Raw genomic sequence first — 16,529 nt, forward strand, 5'->3', positions numbered from 1 at the left:
TTATGTGGTTATTGCAAAAGGTGACAAATGCGCTAATTCTGATGTACAATCAGAAGCACATAAGCGTTCTAAAGTTGTGCATTTCAGGCTTAGGAAACCTACAAATGTTGACTTTAAGCTTTTGCATGGCCACGCCAAGTAGTTAATTGTGGGGGAGGTGGGATTTGCACCCACAAAACCTCGGCAAGGTTACTGGATTAGGAGTCCAGTGCGTTTCCTATTCCGCCACACCCCCAAAAATCAAACCAAGCTCAAAACGGCAAAGCTGTTTTAATGACCAGCTTTGCCGTTTTGAGCTTGATTTGGAGCAAATGCTTCATCTAACATGGCCATTAGTCTGCTAGAGCTTCCACTCAAAAGTTTTTCTTCTAATTTAGCCAACCGACTTTTTAGATTGTCTATTTCTTGTTTAAGAAGAACATTTTCTTCTTTAATGGCAGTGTAGTTTTGTTTGAGCTCGATCACTACTTCAGCCAACCGAAACATTGCCGCTACTTCCACCTTGGCATCTTTATTGTCACCATCAGAATCATCTATCTGTTTGGCGCTACATTCATAGATCTCATTTGGTTCTGAAGAATTTGATTCCTCTTGATTTTCTCCATTCTCTGAAAATTGACTATCAGTTTGATCGCTCTCATCGTCCGTTAATTCATTTTCTAGGTCATTACCTGCTGTACTCTCGTACTCGTTATCGTTATTAGCTTGCTTTTTCCCTTGGCGCTTGGCATGATAACGCTCATAGCTGTAGCCTTTCTTAGCCATTATTTTTTGGATTTCCGCTAAGCTGACTCCTTCCGCTAAAAAATACGAATCTGCCCCTTGGGGGGCACCGCACTTGCGTCGTTCTAGTAGCGGTGCGTCTATCCGCCCATACTCAATATCACTCATCCGACGGAGGCGAGATGAAGTTGCTGGGTTTGATAAATCCATCACAGACATCATCTCAACTACCGTCACACCACGACCAACTGAGTCAGTGTCTTGTGCTATGTATTCCAGCGCGACCAAATCGCACTGATCGCGTCCGCTGAGATTATAGGAGATTCTTCTGCTAAGGTTCGAGTCAACATTGTTATGTTGACTAGGAATTGATTGTTCGCTAGAATATGACATAGTAGAACTGGCTCCTGCGTTTTTAAGGAGTGGTGAAAAGTGCCTCTATACTTGGCTGGTTTAAGATTTTTAGCTTGGAGGCACAGTCTTAAACCAATAGAAGAAAGAGGCATATTAATCAATGAGGGCAACCATGCTTTGAGAAAAGCGGGTTGCTTCTTTTTTGTTTTTAGCATATCTTTTAGTGTTTTGCCAAATACAACCATAAAATTTTAACGAGAAACGGTTATAGACCAATACAACTCAACCATGCCTCCCCACGAAAAAACAAACAAGAAGCTGTAAAACCCTTACTGTGGGCGGGTTTTACAGCTTCTTGTCTCCCTTCCAGATTGAATCTTGTAAGCTTTTTGTTGTTGTAGACTTAGTGTTGCAAAATATTACGCTAACAAAAAAAGATCTTTCTTGACCGTTTAGAGTGACACCAGTCATCCACCCACAAAGCTGGAACCTTAAACCTCGTCCCACGCTTGGCGCATTTTGATAACAACCTTAACCTATCGCTCTTCCATCACTCTGGTCAAAAAAAATATCAGTCAATTTTTAAACAAGAGATAGAGACTGGGTTTGGAGCTTTATTTTCTAAAAGTAAAAAGGGTGGGCGACGCAGTAAGAAAGCAGAACAACAGGAGCTTCAACCAGTTCAGCTAGAGTTACCACTGTCACAAATTATAAATACTTCTGATATTTCGCCATCTCCCGAAACCCCAGAAAACAGCGCTGACACCACCCATCCACCCACAACGCCGGAACCTTAAATCTCGCCCCACAGTTGGGAAACTCCGAAACCAAGCGCAACGCACCCCGTCACCTTCTTCAACTTACTCACTATGCCGGAAGCCCCAAACTCGTCCCTTATTCACCTGAGACTTTATCCTCCTTTAGGGGGATGTGAGAAATACACTTACCATGCTTAGGCAAGGAATCAAAAACTTATATTTTCATCTGCGTCAAGTTATTGGTCGGTTTATTAAGCATTTTGTAATTATTGTGTCATCTTGTGTGCATCAAGATTTGGTATGAACAAGGTTGGGTATCTTGAAATATGAAGCAATGATTAAGAAGAGGTCAATATGACTCCCACAATGCTGCGTCAACTGTGGTCTGTAATTGAGACCACCCAAGCCCAAATCCTGTTAAAGCTCGATGATGCCAGTCTGGTGCAGTGGTTGCTCAAGCAGCTGAAAAATCAGCGATCGCTCGACAATCACGAAACCAATCTCTTGAATGACTACCTCAACTCCAAATTGACCCTAATCCGCGATCTGGCTCTAGAACGCCAGTCTACCTGGCAAGAAACCAATTAGTCTCAGACAAGCTGCCCCATACTTGTTGGTATCGGTATAATTTATAACGCAAATAAAAGGCTTGAGGCAACAAGTCGCAATATCCACGTTCGCCGTTGATTCTGCTACGCTCCTAAAGGAGAATGTTCGCAGGAATTTATGCGTAAATGGTGTTTAGTACTACTTACAACTTTACCCGTACTATTTTCGCTGGTAGCCTGTGGTGGGCCGCCTAGCTCAACTCCGGGGACGAGTAGGTTGGATACGGTTAAAAGTCGCGGCAAGCTGATCTGCGGTGTGAGTGGAGAATTACCGGGATTTAGCTTTGTCAGTTCGGACGGCAAATATGCTGGACTGGATGTGGATGTTTGCCGTGCGATCGCATCCGCCATATTCGATAACCCAGACGCCGTAGAATTCCGCAACCTCAACGCCAAAGAACGGTTTACCGCCGTCCAGACAGGCGAAGTAGATATACTTAGCCGCAATACCAGCTGGACACTCAGCCGCGATACCTCCGTAGGTCTGGAGTTTGCCCCCGTGATGTTTTACGACGGTCAAGCCATCATGGTTAAAAAAGATAGCGGTATTAAAAGTTTAACAGACCTGAAAGGCAAAGCCATCTGCACCCAAACAGGCACCACTAACGAGCAAAATCTGGGCGACCAGATGCGAAAACTAGGCATTCCCTACAAACCCGTTGTTTTTGAAGACATTAATACCACCTTCGCCACCTATGCAGAAGGTCGCTGTCAAGGGGTCACATCCGATCGCTCCCAGCTACTCTCCCGCCGCACCACTCTACCACAACCCCAAAACCATCTAATTCTTGATGCGGTACTGTCCAAAGAACCTCTAGCACCAGCAGTTGCCAATGGCGACTCCAAATGGTTCGATGTCGTCAAGTGGAGTATTTACACCCTGATCAATGCCGAAGAACTGGGCATTAATTCCAAAAATATAGCTCAGTTTGCCAATAGCAAAGACCCAGAAGTGACGCGATTTCTAGGCAAAGAAGGAAATTTAGGCGAAGGATTGGGCTTGCCGAATGACTTCGCGGTGCGGATTATTAAAAATGTGGGTAACTACGGCGAAATTTACGATCGCTACCTTGGCCCAAAAACACCCTTCAACCTACCACGCGGTCAAAACAACCTCTGGACAAAAGGTGGACTGCAATATTCTCCTCCTTTTCGATGATTTTTAGATTGAAAAGTTGCGATCGATCATGAGTAATAACCAGCAGTCTAATCATCCAAAATTGAACCTCTGGCGTGATGTTCGGTTTTGGCGTTTCGCCGGTCAATTCTTGGCTGTATTGATTGCCGCAATTGTTGTCGCTATACTTTGGGGAAACCTTAACCGCAACTTGCAACAACTAGGCATTCAGCCGGGATTTAGCTTTCTTAACTCTCAGGCAGCTTTTGATATTGGCGAAACCCCAATTTCCTACGCACCTTCCGATACTTACAGCCGTGCTTTGTTAGTAGGATTGGTCAATTCTCTGCGAGTAATGGTTGTCGGAATTATCCTCACAACGATAGTCGGAATTACTGCCGGAATTGCCCGCCTTTCCGATAATTGGTTAGTGCGTAAACTAGCTCTAATTTACGTCGAAATCTTCCGCAATACGCCATTACTGCTGCAACTGCTGTTTTGGTACTTCGCTGTTTTTCTCACTTTGCCAAAAGTAGAAAACCCGATTTCGGTGCTTGGGGTTATCCGCTTAAGCCAAAATGGTTTAGAACTACCTTGGATACAGTTCTCGCCAGAGTTTTCGACATTGTTAATAGGAATAACACTTTACACGGGTGCATTCATTGCCGAAATTGTCCGGGGTGGGATTCAATCGGTGTCGCGAGGACAGTGGGAGGCGGCTGCATCTCTTGGTTTGAAACCAGGATTAGCGATGCGATTGGTCATTTTTCCCCAAGCTTTGCGAGTGATTATTCCACCGCTGACAAGTCAATATCTTAATTTAGCAAAGAATTCTAGTTTGGCAGTTGCGATCGGCTACCCAGATATTTATTTAGTAGCTTCCACCACCTTTAATCAAACTGGTAGGGCAGTAGAAGTGATGTTATTAATTATGACAATATATCTGACAATTAGCCTGATTATTTCCCTAGTTATGAATCTATTTAACAAATCTGTCCAATTAAAAGAACGATAATTAAATCTATTTAATATGAATCAACCCGAAATTGACAACGTTCCTTCTGCTGTCCGCCTCAGTCCCTTGGGTTGGCTGCGTAAGAATCTATTTAATACCTGGTACAACAGCTTACTCACAATAGGTTGCTTCTGGATATTTTATCAAATTCTTAGAAGCTTCTTAAGTTGGGCTTTTACCAATGCAAAATGGGCAGTTGTTCAAGCTAACTTCCGGTTGTTTTTGGTAGGTCGATATCCCATTAGTCAGTCATGGCGAATTTGGATAATATTCGTAATTTTAGCAATTATGGTTGGGTTATCTTGGGGCGCGATCGCTCACAAATTACCTAGCCAATTAAATCTCTGGCTACCTTGGATATGGGTGATAGTTTTCGCCATCATTTTCTGGTTGATTGGCGGCGGTTGGGGTTTAACGCTTGTGCCAACAAACCTCTGGAACGGTTTGCTGCTAACAATTTTTACGACGATAATTAGTATTGGTTTATCTTTTCCTCTCGGAGTATTGTTAGCTTTAGGAAGACAAAGTACACTGCCAGTAGTGCGTTGGTTTTCCATCCTCTACATTGAAATTATCAGGGGATTGCCGTTAATTGGAATTCTGTTTATGGCGCAGGTGATGTTACCTTTGGTTTTGCCATCAGAAATCAGGTTGGATCGGGTGCTGCGTGCGATCGCAGGACTTGTGCTTTTCAGCGCCGCATACATGGCAGAGAACGTGCGCGGCGGCTTGCAAGCCGTGCCAAGAGGACAGGTGGAGGCGGCCCGATCGCTGGGATTCAACACTCTGTTAATATTATTGTTCATTGTGTTACCGCAGGCGTTACGTGCTGTTATTCCAGCAATTGTCGGCCAGTTTATTGGATTATTTAAAGATACTTCGCTGCTTTCGCTTTTTGCGCTGGTGGAGTTAACTGGTATATCCCGTTCTATTTTGGCACAGCCCCAATTTCTCGGTCGCTATGCGGAAGTTTATTTATTTGTAGGATTGATTTATTGGGTGTTTTGTTATTCGATGTCGCTGGCTAGTAGGCGTTTGGAAAAAGAGTTAGATGTGGGTAAAACTTAAGTTATGGCAATTATCGTTAGAGTGATATAGTCAAATTAAGTAGGTGGGTGTAAATAAACTGAACTCCCAGAAACCGGGTTTCTAAGGGCCTGACAGTTTTACGTTTAATGATGCCCACCTACTTATCTGTTTTCATCGTTGGTTAAATTTTTACCGCAGATGAAGACAGATGAACGCAGATGAACGCAGATAAGAATAAGAATAGGAATTTTTTAGGTAACCGATGGGTAAAATAATCAGAGAAAAGTGAGAACTTCGGCAATTGAGGAAGTGAATGCAGGAACAAAAACCGATCATCATTGCCCAAGACGTTCACAAGTGGTATGGTAAATTCCACGTTCTTCGCGGTGTTAGCCTAACTGTCAACCGAGGGGAAGTACTGGTAATTATGGGGCCATCGGGTTCTGGCAAATCCACCTTTATCCGCACCTTCAACGCCTTAGAAGAATATCAAAAGGGACAAATTGAAATTGACGGCATTACTCTGGGTCACGACCTCCGCAACATTGAAGCGATTCGGCGAGAGGTGGGGATGGTATTTCAGCAGTTTAATTTATTCCCTCACTTAACAGTGCTGCAAAACATCACTTTAGCGCCAATCTGGGTGCGGAAGCGATCGAAAGCAAAAGCAGAAGAAACCGCGATGCAGCTATTGGAACGAGTGGGAATTTTAGAACAAGCACAGAAATATCCAGGTCAGTTATCGGGAGGACAGCAGCAACGAGTCGCGATCGCACGCGCCTTAGCCATGCAACCCAAAATCATGCTTTTCGACGAACCCACCTCCGCCCTAGATCCGGAAATGGTGCGAGAAGTGCTAGACGTAATGCTACAGTTAGCCCAAGAAGGCATGACTATGGTTGTCGTCTCCCACGAAGTTGGCTTTGCACGTGAAGTAGCCTCACGAGTAATTTTGATGGATAGCGGCTTAATTGTCGAGTCAGGGACGCCAGAGGAATTTTTTGAGCGTCCCCAGTCAGAGCGCACCCGCCAGTTTATATCTCAGATTTTGTAGTTATTTGTCATTACTTTAGAAAATTAAGAACTAACAATAGACTAATCTTGCGGCGAGGGTTCTGGTGTCCCCTCTGGCGTTAGCGGTTCTTGAAGCGTCGTTGGCAAAGCCGCAGGCGACTGTTTCAGTGTGGTTGCCACCAGGGCATAGCCCAGGTAAGCGGAGACCATGATAACTGTCAGAACAGCGATCGCACCCAGCCACATCAGCGGCTTTGACGACGAACCGTAGTGGCACCTATAGGGGTCAAACTTGAGGCGTTCTGGTTTAATCAGATCTCGCAATGCCACAGGTCGCTTAAATCGCACCCGTCTGTCATCCAGTTTTTCCAATAAAATCCAGCCAGCTTCCCCCTCTTCATCACACAAACGCTGAAAAACAACGGGGTCGCGAAACAGATCCCGGTTGGAACGCACAATTTTAAATTCCCAGCCAGCCAAACGCAATTCGCGGGCTAACCCTTGAGCAGAACCGTTTGGTTGCGGAGGTGCTTCTGCCTCGGCATTTAATTTGGATTCATAACGGGTCAAAATCTCTTCCTCCTGTTCGTCTTCTTGCACAACCGCCGCTTGATACCAGCGCATCCATCCCCCTATGGCTGTTGCCTGGAGACCGAGACTGCCGACAAATAGGCTTAAAAAAGTAATTTCTAGCATTTTTTCTGTGCTGTTGTTAGTCTATTGCACTTCCTACCTGGATTGGGATTTTTAATCCGGGAACTTGTCATAGGGGCTATAAAAGTCAAAAGTCAAAAGTCAAAAGTCAAAAGTAAGGATTCTTTTCCTTAGCCCCTAGCCCCTCTTCCCGTTCGGCTGAGCGTCTCCGCACTGAGCTTGCCGAAGTGTCACGTCGAAGCCTAGCCCCTCTGCTCCTCTGCCCACACCTGTGCGGGTAAATAACCCTCGATTAAGGAATCTTGGCCTATAGTTTGCCAGGTGACTCGTTCTAAGGTAAGTGCTTCGCTCATCTTAGTAAATCCTAGATCTCCCACAGGCGTTGGCGCTTCTTCCCCGCCAACGATTTTGGGGGCAATAAAAGCCCAAATTTTTTGTACAGTTCCTTCTGCTAGAGCACGTGCAGCCAAAGTACCTCCACATTCCCACAACACAGAAAGCAACCCCTGCTCATACAAGTATGCCAGGGCGTTAGCAGGTGTCAGCTGAAGAAGTTCTACCACCATCACACCCCGTTTTAGCAGCAGTTGTTGAAAATCTGGATTAGCTCCTTTTTCAGTTAAGACTAGAGTTGGAGCCTCTGAAGTCTGCCATAAATAAGCTGACTCTGGTAGATTTAGCGTCCGACTCATCACCACTCGCAAAGGATTATGAGCCTCTGCTTGATGACTGGTTAAGTGGGGGTTATCCCGGCGAACTGTATTACCACCGACAATCACAGCATCGCAAGCCGATCGCAGTTTATGTACCAGAATACGGGCATTTTTGTCAGTGATCCAAACGCTGTCACCAGTGGTCGTGGCAATTTTACCATCCAAGGTCATCGCGTATTTTAAAATTCCAAACGGACGCCGATACAAAACCCGATGTATAAAAGCTTCATTTAATTGACGACAGGCATCTTCTTCGACTCCCACTACCACATCAACCCCAGCCTCTCGCAAACGATCGATCCCACTTCCAGAAACTCGCGGATCGGGATCGATCGTACCCACCACCACCTTAGTCACCCCAGCGGCTATCAATGCGGACGTACAGGGAGGCGTCCGTCCGTAATGGTTGCAGGGCTCTAGGTTAACGTAGAGAGTAGCACCCCTAGCCAGTTCGCCCGCTTGCCTAAGAGCAAAGATTTCGGCATGAGGATGACCCGCGCCCGGATGATAACCTTCTCCAACAATCTCACCTTCCCGAACAATTACCGAACCGACAAGGGGATTGGGCGCAGTCCGTCCTAAAGCTACGCGGGCCAGTTCCAGACACCTTAGCATCATTAAATTGTCATTAGTCATTGGTCATTGGTCATTGGTCATTGGTCATTAGTCATTAGTCATTAGTCATTAGTCATTAGGAAAGGGAAGATTGAAGAATTGCAGATTTCAAATTGATTTTTAATGACTCTTTCGGAGTTGTTATGCTTTTGTTCAAAAAAATAACATTTTTATTCCTCTGCCCCTCTGCCCCTCTGCCCCTCTGCCCCTCTGCCCCTCTGCCCCTCTGCCCCTCTGCCCCTCTGCCCCTCTGCCTCTCTGCAATAGCATAGTAAATACGGAAGAGCCATTTTACGACTGATCTAGCAAGTTTATTTTTTCCCACCAAAGATTGAGCGGATAATAAATTACGGGAGCCCAAAGACTGCTCAGGATAGCAGAAGTGAGCGCAATTCGCTGATTCTCTGTCCAAATTTCAGATAAGTTGCGATCGCTCATAGTCATAAACTGAAGGGCTAATACCGTTTTCGCCATGAACGCCATCATAAACTGAAGGGCAAATACCGTTTCCGCCACGAGCGCCATTCCGAATACAATTAAAGCTACCGAAATAAAATCTTCTTCTACATACCGTTGTTTTTTCAGAAAAGCGGTCAAAATTCCCACGCAAGCCAAACTGATTGCATGAGTAGGATATGGTGCCGTCATGCCATCTTGAATCAGCCCCAAAGTCAAACCTGCGATCGCTCCTGAGAAAACACTGCGCTTGACGCTCCAAGCAACCACCCAAATCAACAACCAATTCGGCCCCAATCCCAACAATTCCATTCCGGGTAACCGCGTGGGCAAGCTTAGCAAACACAACATCACAGAACCAAATATCACCATCGCATTGGCAATTTGACGAGTATTCTGATGCCAATTAGAGATATTTATTAAAGGGTGAGGTCTTTTGAGTGAAGATCGGTAATTGGTCATTGGTTATTGCTATATCAGTGCATCCGTGTATATCAGTGTCGTGCTGCAACCTACGGCTCTTTGGGAGTTGTTGTGCTTTTGTTCAAAACAATAACATTTTTATGCCTCTGCACAAGCGCCCCTCTGCACAAGCGCCCCTCTGCACAAGCGCCCCTCTGCTCAAGCGCCCCTCTGCTCAAATAGCATAATAAATAGGGAAGAGCCTTCTTTTTTCTGTAGCGCCCCTGATGAATAAATCGATCGCATCATCAATTACTGGGATATACAACCACCCACTCCAAGTAACTTGTAGGTGCTGAAAGTACGATCGCAGCTTCAGGCGCAGGATTTTGGCTGAGATTAACTGACTCCACACGACCAACTGGCAAACCGGAGGGAAAAAGCTCACTGACTGATGAGGTCGCAACCACATCTCCTTTGCGGACATCTGGAACTCTTTCAAAGAACTGGATCGTGGCTTTATCACCTGACAGACCCCGCATTATACCCATATAACGACTGCGGCTGATCGTAATCCCAACCCGACTGCTGGCATCGCTAATTAATAACACGCGGCTGCTATTTTTAGTGACGCTAATAACCCGACCTACCAAACCACCGGGAGCCGTAACAATATAGCCTTCTTTTATTCCCGCTTGGGTTCCTCGGCCCAAAGTAACCTGTTGCCACCAGTGATCCGCACTTCTGCCCACAACGGGAGCTACAATCCCTTTGGTTTGAGTGGCGGATACATATCCCAAGAGTTCTCGTAGTTTTTGATTTTGACTTTGTACTTCCTCTAAACGTGCTTGCAGTTCTAATGTCCTAGCATCGGCCAGAACCTCTTGTTTGGGTGGATTAGATTGGAAAGGACGAGTCACCAACTGGTAGACCTCAAAGATTGCGGCACTTTGAGTTTGCTTAGCAATCCATGCAGCACCGATGACTAGACCAACCAGGCCAAATTGTAACCAATTGCGATCCCACCAGCGACGTAGCGTATACATTCAACCTATTTATGCAATAAAAGTCAGCAGTCAAATATCAGGATTCAGAATTAAATCTGAATTCTGGCGTCTAAATTGGAGATTGGGATTGAAAGCTAGAGGTTGCGAGAGCGACCGCTGAATACACGATCGAGCTGGGTGATATTCTCTAACACCCGTCCTGTTCCCAACACGACGCAACTTAAGGGATCTGCTGCTATATGCACCACTATTCCAGTTTCGTGGCTGATCAGCGTATCCAGACCTTTCAGTAAAGCACCACCTCCTGCTAGCATGATGCCGCGATCGATGATATCTGCTGCGAGTTCTGGAGGAGTCCGCTCCAGAGTGCGCTTGACAGCATCAACAATCACAGCTAAAGGCTCCGACATACTTTCGCGGATTTCTGGCCCTTTGATCGTAACTGTTCGCGGTAGTCCAGAAAGCAGGTGCAAACCTCTGACTTCCATGATGTAATCTTCATCGGCATTTGTTGGGTAAGCTGAGCCAATCTGAATCTTAATTTCCTCAGCGGTTCGTTCCCCAACCACCAAGTTATGAACTTTTTTCATGTACTGAGTGATCGATTCATTCAGCTCATCCCCAGCGACGCGCACTGATTCGCTGATCACTGTACCCTGCAAACTCAAAACAGCAACTTCAGTTGTACCGCCGCCGATGTCAATAATCATGTTGCCTGTAGGTTCTGCTACAGGTAGTCCAGCTCCTATGGCTGCTGCTACTGGCTCGTCAATCAACCGGACATCCCTCGCACCTGCTTGAAGGGCTGCTTCCATAACCGCCCGTCGTTCTACTCCGGTGACACCGCTGGGAATGCCGATCACAATCCGGGGGTGAACTAAGGCTTTCCCTTCATTTACCCGCCGAATAAAATGCTTGAGCATCAGCTCTGCGGTATCAAAATCGGCAATGACTCCATCCCGCAGAGGGCGGACGGCAATCACGTTGCCGGGACAGCGGCCCAGCATTTTTTTTGCTTCTTCTCCAACTGCCAATGGCTCCATTGTGTCTTTGTCGATGGCTACCACTGAAGGTTCTTGGAGAACAATCCCTTTACCGGATACATAAACCAGTGTGTTAGCGGTACCGAGGTCGATACCCATGTCGCGAGATAAAGAAAAGCGATTGAAAAAACCCACGCGCTTCTTGGCCCCCAAAGTGAGATGCTTTTGTGTACAACTGTAACCTAACCGTGCTGGATTCTATTACGTTTTCTATCCGGCGTCTAGTCCAGCAGGATAATTTATTGTTGCCAGCGCGATCGAAATCCTTATGTTGACCTCAATTTCGCTAAAGTAGATCCAAGGAAAAGAGTACAGCTGTACTGGTAAATCATTATGACTCTCAATGTTGTTAACTTGGTAGGCCGTGCAGGGCGTGACCCTGAAGTCAAGTATTTCGAGTCAGGTAGCGTTGTTTGTAACTTAACGCTAGCTGTGAATCGTCAAACTCGTAACAGTGATGAGCCAGATTGGTTCAATTTGGAAATTTGGGGCAAAACGGCGGAAATAGCTGCTAATTACGTTCGCAAGGGTAGTTTGATTGGTGTGAGCGGTTCTTTAAAGTTTGACTATTGGCAAGACCGCGCCACGGGAGCAAATCGCTCCAAGCCGGTGATCAGGGTGGATCGGCTCGATCTACTGGGTTCCAAACAAGATACTAACACCAGTCAAGTAGATAACTACAGACAAGAGGAATTTTAAACTGCTGGCGATCGCACTACCAACCTTGCATCGGGACATTTTTGCCCCCAGCCCCGCAACCTTGGTGGGAAATCTTGCTCCCCCTCTTCTCTCTTCCCTAGCCCCTAGCCCCTAGCCCCTAGCCCCTAGCCCCTAGCCCCTAGCCCCTATGTCAATACCGAATTTGTAAGGTAACGGATGCTTCTACCTGCTGCTCGCCACCTACCACTGGTGTAGAAGGCTGTGCATCCAGCGTAGCCTCTGCTCTAAGGAGCGGTCTTGGCGGTGGTGGAGAGGCTCCATTAACCTGAATGCTGAGGACTTCCCGTCTGGTCAAATTCAGGGCGCTTAAAACGGCATCGGCTTGTTTTTGGGCGTCCTGAGTGGCTGACCGCAAAGCTTGCTGTTGAGCTGCGGCTAGAGCGTTATCTGAAGCCACAAAACTAATGCCGTCAATCCTCGTTGCTCCGGCTTGCACGGCTTCGTCTAGGAGATTGCCGACTCGCTGCGTATCGATGCGAAAGCTAACGGTATTGGCGGCGGTGTATCCCGTGAGGCGCTGTACGTTGTTTTCGTAGCTATAGTTGGGATTTAGCCGGATGCCTGTGGTTTGCAATTTTTCGACATTACGCGATCGCAGCAGTTCCACTACCGCAGATGACCGTCTGGCCGCTTCCTGCTGCACTTGAACTGCTGTTTTACCCTGAACCTCTACGCCCAACTCCACCTGTGTTATAGTTGTAGGAATCATTTCGACATCCCGACCCGTAACCGTGATGGTTCGCAGGAGCATACCTTGTGTCTGACCTTGCTCTTGCGCCAAAACCGGACTGCTCAACGTCAGATTTAGTACAGCCAACAATAGATGCAGGGTTTTTGACCAATTAGGTGAATTCAAAATTAGCTCGACTAAAAAGCTTCCTTTCATAAATTATCTTTTCTCCGTAATATTACTTAAAATCATCAAAAAACTGTTAATATTTATACTCCTAGTTTGGAGAGATTATTTCCGTTTTTTTGACTCAACCCTCCTTATATCGCACATTGTTTTGAAGCGCAACGACCAAAAAATAGACTTGAGTTTGTGAAGAAACTTGTAAATTAGAAGGAATGATTTGTGCGGAAGCAATGGTTGATGCAAGCAATCTTCTTGATTGCGATCGCTATTATTGGTAAGGTTGTCACTGCTGGACGGTATTTGGTCAACCTCAAATCAACCGTTTGGCTCTAGGTGTGGGGATTAGACGAGGCGAAGTAGGACTCGTTTTGGCAGGCGTTGGTTCGGCAAGTGGACTTAGGAATACTTAGATCCGGATAGCGTAATTGCTTACCTGAAAAAAAGTTTTATGCTCAGTCATTGCCCATTTCCAGACGGGGCTTCGGGTAATAGACTCCCAGCAGCGTGGGGTGTATCAACAGCGTCGGTGTGAGGAAAGTGCGATCGCAGAAATAGCGATCTGTTTAAATTAAAGGGTTTTAGAGCCAGCCGGATTCATCCTTGGAGTCAATTCCATTATCCTAGAATCCAAAATCGATTTACTTGTGCTGGGCAGCGCGTGCAGAGGTAAGTTGTGGTATTGTTCAACGCAGCCTCAAACTGTGTACTTATTATAAGCACGGGTACTCAGATCCAAACCTGTGACTCAAAGTAGAATCCTTACCAGCCGATAAAAGTTATGCTGCTGGGCGACGAAAATCAGGAGAAACTATAGTGAAATTTCACTGGCTACTACCCAGTACTGTTTTGAGCCTATTTCTGCTGTCATCTCCAGCCAGTGCGGGTAGACTGCAATCTTGGCGTTTTGATGCCGATCGAAATCGGCTAGTTTTTACCACTGACAGCGGCGTTCAACCGAAAGCGCAATTGCTTTTCAATCCAACTCGCTTGGTAATCGATCTACCCGGTACTGCTTTCGTCCGTTCGACGGTAAATCAGCAACTGAGGGGCGCACTCCGAGAGCTACGGGTGGGGCAGTTAGACTCCCAAACCACTCGTCTGGTGATTGAATTAAACCCCGGTTATACGCTAGACCCACAGCAGGTTAGATTTCAGGGAATTTCTCCCAGACAGTGGCTGGTGCAACTGCCAACCCCTTCTCGTGCGGATGATCGAGGAAGCAACACTGCCGCCTCTCTAGATGTCTCAACAGGGGGTTCTGCTTCGGTAACCCAAATCGAGGATATACAGGTGACGCCCGATGGGTTTTTTATCCGCACCAGCGGGCCTAACCCAGCGGTCAACGTGCGGCGTTCAAGCGATCGCACTATTGATATCGACCTCGAAGGCACTGCTTTATCTCCCCAATTAATCCTAAAAGACTTATCCGTTAATAGAAACGGAGTCAGCCGGATTGAGCTGACCCAAGTCCAAACAACACCGCCTCTAGCCCGCCTGACGTTGCAGGTGTCGAAAGATAGCCCCGATTGGCAGGCCAAGGTCAGCAATTTGGGTGGAATTGTGGTGTTGCCGACCTTGGGACAGGATTCAGCAACCGATCGCAATAATGACGATCGACTGGCTACAATTCAGTCAGTCGAAGTGAGTGGCAATCAGCTTTTAATCCGAGCAAACCAGCCTTTTACTTACACTAGCGGCTGGGACCAATCGTCTGGCGCTTACCGCATTACCATTCCTGCCGCTAAACTTGCCTCTAGAGTCCGGGAACCGCAGTCAAATGCAAACAGTCCCGTATTGCGGCTGCGTATGCGACAGGTAGACCCTTCTACGGTCGTACTTCTGGTACTACCCGCTTCTGGCGTGCAGATTGGGGACATCAATCAGCCTTCACCTCAACTCTTAGCCCTACCGTTAAGAGGCTCAAGGGAAATTTCGGTTCCTCCACCCAGCCGTACCGATCCTGTGCCCAGTTCAGTCACGGATTATCCCAGACCCCTGCCATCGCGCAATCCCAATGCCCGGATTGTAGTAGTTGTAGATGTGGGACACGGCGGCAAGGATGTGGGAGCAATAGGGATTGGGGGGCTGCACGAGGCAGACGTTATTCTGCCGATCGGACGAGAGGTGCAGAGGCTGCTTGAGAAGCAGAATATTCAGGTCGTGATGACGCGGGACGATGACTATTTCGTTGACCTCGCACCCAGGGTACAGATTGCTAGACGAGTGAATGCCGACTTATTCGTCAGCATCCATGCCAATGCGATCGATATGACTCGCCCCGACATTAACGGACTGGAAACCTATTATTACAGCAGCAGCGAGGCCGAACGTCTGGCCCGAACTATCCACAATAGCATCCTCCAAAGCATTGGCCTCCCAGACCGTCGGGTACGACAGGCCAGATTTTATGTCCTGAGAAATAATCCCATGCCTGCGGTTTTAGTAGAAGTTGGTTTTGTCACAGGAGCGGAGGATGCCCCCAGACTCGCTTCCCCAGCTTATCAAAGACAAATGGCAGCTGCGATCGCCCGTGGTATTCTCCAATACCTTCAGCAAAATTACTAATCAAGCACAACCGATCACTCATAAAGGACAAATGACCACTGATACAATAGGAGTCTTTGACAGCGGCGTCGGCGGTCTCACCGTCTTGAGAGAACTCTACCGACAATTGCCATCGGAATCCATACTTTATTTTGGCGATACAGCACGATTGCCCTACGGCAACCGTTCCGGGGCAGAAATTTTGCAGTTCGTGCGCGAGATTCTCCATTGGATGACGCTCCAAGGCGTCAAAATGGTAATCGTCGCTTGCAATACCAGTTCTGCTCTGGCACTAGAGACGGTAAGGTCCGAGTTCAATGTCCCCATATTAGGAGTTATCCTCCCCGGCGCTCGTGCTGCCGTCAGCATCGGCAAGCGGATTGGCGTGATTGCCACCCCCGCCACCGCCGCCAGTAATGCTTACCGTCACGCTATCCAGGAAATCGATCCAACTGTCCAAGTCTGGCAAGTCGGTTGTCCCGCATTCGTGCCCCTGATTGAGCAAAACCGCATTAACGATGCTTATACCTATGAGGTGGCGAAGGAATACTTAGCTCCTTTATTACAGCAGCAAATTGATACACTGATTTACGGCTGTACCCACTATCCCCATCTGGCACCAGTGTTGCGTGCAATTTTGCCGCGATCGATACGTACAGTCGATCCGGCAGTATACGTTGCAGCCGCAGCAGCTCAAGAACTCGATCTTTTAGGACTCAGGAGTACAAGTCCGGCACAGCCTACACGTTTCTGCGTCAGTGGAGACCCAGATCGGTTTGCTCAATTGTCAGTACAGTGGCTCGGTTGTACGCCACTTGTCGAGCAAGTGTGCTTACCCGTATCTGTTCCATTCCAGCAAGTGCCGCTAGAATCATTAGAATGAGCTATTGACATCATCCCA

At 47.1% G+C, this 16,529-nt stretch carries 15 protein-coding genes, 1 tRNA gene and 1 pseudogene; 9 read left to right on the plus strand and 8 right to left on the minus strand.

What is annotated here, in order from left to right; translation table 11 throughout:
- Positions 1-149: 149 nt before the first annotated feature.
- Positions 150-235 (minus strand) — tRNA-Arg (locus LAY41_RS16225).
- Positions 236-270: 35 nt separating this feature from the next.
- Positions 271-1,116, minus strand: coding sequence for a hypothetical protein (locus LAY41_RS16230; RefSeq protein WP_249099872.1), 846 nt, complete (start codon positions 1,114-1,116; stop codon positions 271-273).
- 1,073 nt (positions 1,117-2,189) lie between these two features.
- On the opposite strand from LAY41_RS16230, the gene LAY41_RS16235 reads away from it, so the two are divergent.
- The 5 genes from LAY41_RS16235 (at position 2,190) to LAY41_RS16255 (ending at position 6,658) form a co-directional block, all read left to right on the plus strand.
- Positions 2,190-2,423 carry a hypothetical protein gene (locus LAY41_RS16235; protein WP_249099874.1) on the plus strand — a complete coding sequence of 78 codons (234 nt, stop codon included), beginning with the start codon at positions 2,190-2,192 and terminating at the stop codon, positions 2,421-2,423.
- 138 nt (positions 2,424-2,561) lie between these two features.
- Complete coding sequence (locus tag LAY41_RS16240) at positions 2,562-3,602, plus strand: amino acid ABC transporter substrate-binding protein (RefSeq protein ID WP_249099875.1); 1,041 nt, start codon at positions 2,562-2,564, stop codon at positions 3,600-3,602.
- A 28-nt stretch (positions 3,603-3,630) separates the two neighbouring features.
- Entirely contained in the window at positions 3,631-4,575 is a 945-nt protein-coding gene (locus LAY41_RS16245) for an amino acid ABC transporter permease (RefSeq protein WP_249099877.1), read from the plus strand.
- A gap of 15 nt (positions 4,576-4,590) precedes the next feature.
- Positions 4,591-5,643, plus strand: coding sequence for an amino acid ABC transporter permease (locus LAY41_RS16250; protein WP_249099879.1), 1,053 nt, complete (start codon positions 4,591-4,593; stop codon positions 5,641-5,643).
- Positions 5,644-5,917: 274 nt separating this feature from the next.
- Entirely contained in the window at positions 5,918-6,658 is a 741-nt protein-coding gene (locus LAY41_RS16255; RefSeq protein ID WP_249099881.1) for an amino acid ABC transporter ATP-binding protein, read from the plus strand.
- A 41-nt stretch (positions 6,659-6,699) separates the two neighbouring features.
- Here the strand turns inward: LAY41_RS16255 and LAY41_RS16260 are convergent, their stop codons facing one another.
- The 5 genes from LAY41_RS16260 to LAY41_RS16280 form a co-directional block, all read right to left on the minus strand.
- The gene (locus LAY41_RS16260; protein ID WP_249099884.1) at positions 6,700-7,314 is read right to left on the minus strand and encodes a hypothetical protein; all 615 of its coding nucleotides are present in this window, start codon (positions 7,312-7,314) and stop codon (positions 6,700-6,702) included.
- Between the two features lie 200 nt (positions 7,315-7,514).
- On the minus strand, positions 7,515-8,621 hold the full coding sequence (gene ribD, locus LAY41_RS16265; RefSeq protein ID WP_249099887.1) for a bifunctional diaminohydroxyphosphoribosylaminopyrimidine deaminase/5-amino-6-(5-phosphoribosylamino)uracil reductase RibD: 1,107 nt from the start codon (positions 8,619-8,621) through the stop codon (positions 7,515-7,517).
- A gap of 270 nt (positions 8,622-8,891) precedes the next feature.
- Complete coding sequence (gene mreD / locus LAY41_RS16270) at positions 8,892-9,428, minus strand: rod shape-determining protein MreD (RefSeq protein WP_249100113.1); 537 nt, start codon at positions 9,426-9,428, stop codon at positions 8,892-8,894.
- Positions 9,429-9,766: 338 nt separating this feature from the next.
- Positions 9,767-10,504, minus strand: coding sequence for a rod shape-determining protein MreC (mreC, locus tag LAY41_RS16275; protein WP_249099889.1), 738 nt, complete (start codon positions 10,502-10,504; stop codon positions 9,767-9,769).
- Positions 10,505-10,599: 95 nt separating this feature from the next.
- Positions 10,600-11,607 carry a rod shape-determining protein gene (locus LAY41_RS16280; protein ID WP_249100116.1) on the minus strand — a complete coding sequence of 336 codons (1,008 nt, stop codon included), beginning with the start codon at positions 11,605-11,607 and terminating at the stop codon, positions 10,600-10,602.
- 234 nt (positions 11,608-11,841) lie between these two features.
- On the opposite strand from LAY41_RS16280, the gene LAY41_RS16285 reads away from it, so the two are divergent.
- Complete coding sequence (locus tag LAY41_RS16285; RefSeq protein ID WP_249099892.1) at positions 11,842-12,207, plus strand: single-stranded DNA-binding protein; 366 nt, start codon at positions 11,842-11,844, stop codon at positions 12,205-12,207.
- 151 nt (positions 12,208-12,358) lie between these two features.
- Here LAY41_RS16285 and LAY41_RS16290 read toward each other — a convergent pair whose 3' ends face one another.
- Entirely contained in the window at positions 12,359-13,114 is a 756-nt protein-coding gene (locus tag LAY41_RS16290) for an SIMPL domain-containing protein (RefSeq protein ID WP_249099895.1), read from the minus strand.
- A gap of 204 nt (positions 13,115-13,318) precedes the next feature.
- Between LAY41_RS16290 and LAY41_RS16295 the strand changes: the two are divergent.
- The 3 genes and pseudogenes from LAY41_RS16295 to murI all read left to right on the plus strand — a co-directional run.
- Positions 13,319-13,482: pseudogene (locus LAY41_RS16295) on the plus strand (cation:proton antiporter); the annotation flags it as partial.
- A gap of 415 nt (positions 13,483-13,897) precedes the next feature.
- Positions 13,898-15,649, plus strand: a complete 1,752-nt coding sequence (locus tag LAY41_RS16300; RefSeq protein ID WP_249099897.1) for an N-acetylmuramoyl-L-alanine amidase — start codon at positions 13,898-13,900, stop codon at positions 15,647-15,649.
- Between the two features lie 31 nt (positions 15,650-15,680).
- Complete coding sequence (gene murI, locus LAY41_RS16305; protein WP_249099899.1) at positions 15,681-16,511, plus strand: glutamate racemase; 831 nt, start codon at positions 15,681-15,683, stop codon at positions 16,509-16,511.
- Positions 16,512-16,529 lie beyond the last annotated feature (18 nt).

The sequence above is a fragment of the Argonema galeatum A003/A1 genome (assembly GCF_023333595.1).
Taxonomy (GTDB): domain Bacteria; phylum Cyanobacteriota; class Cyanobacteriia; order Cyanobacteriales; family Aerosakkonemataceae; genus Argonema; species Argonema galeatum.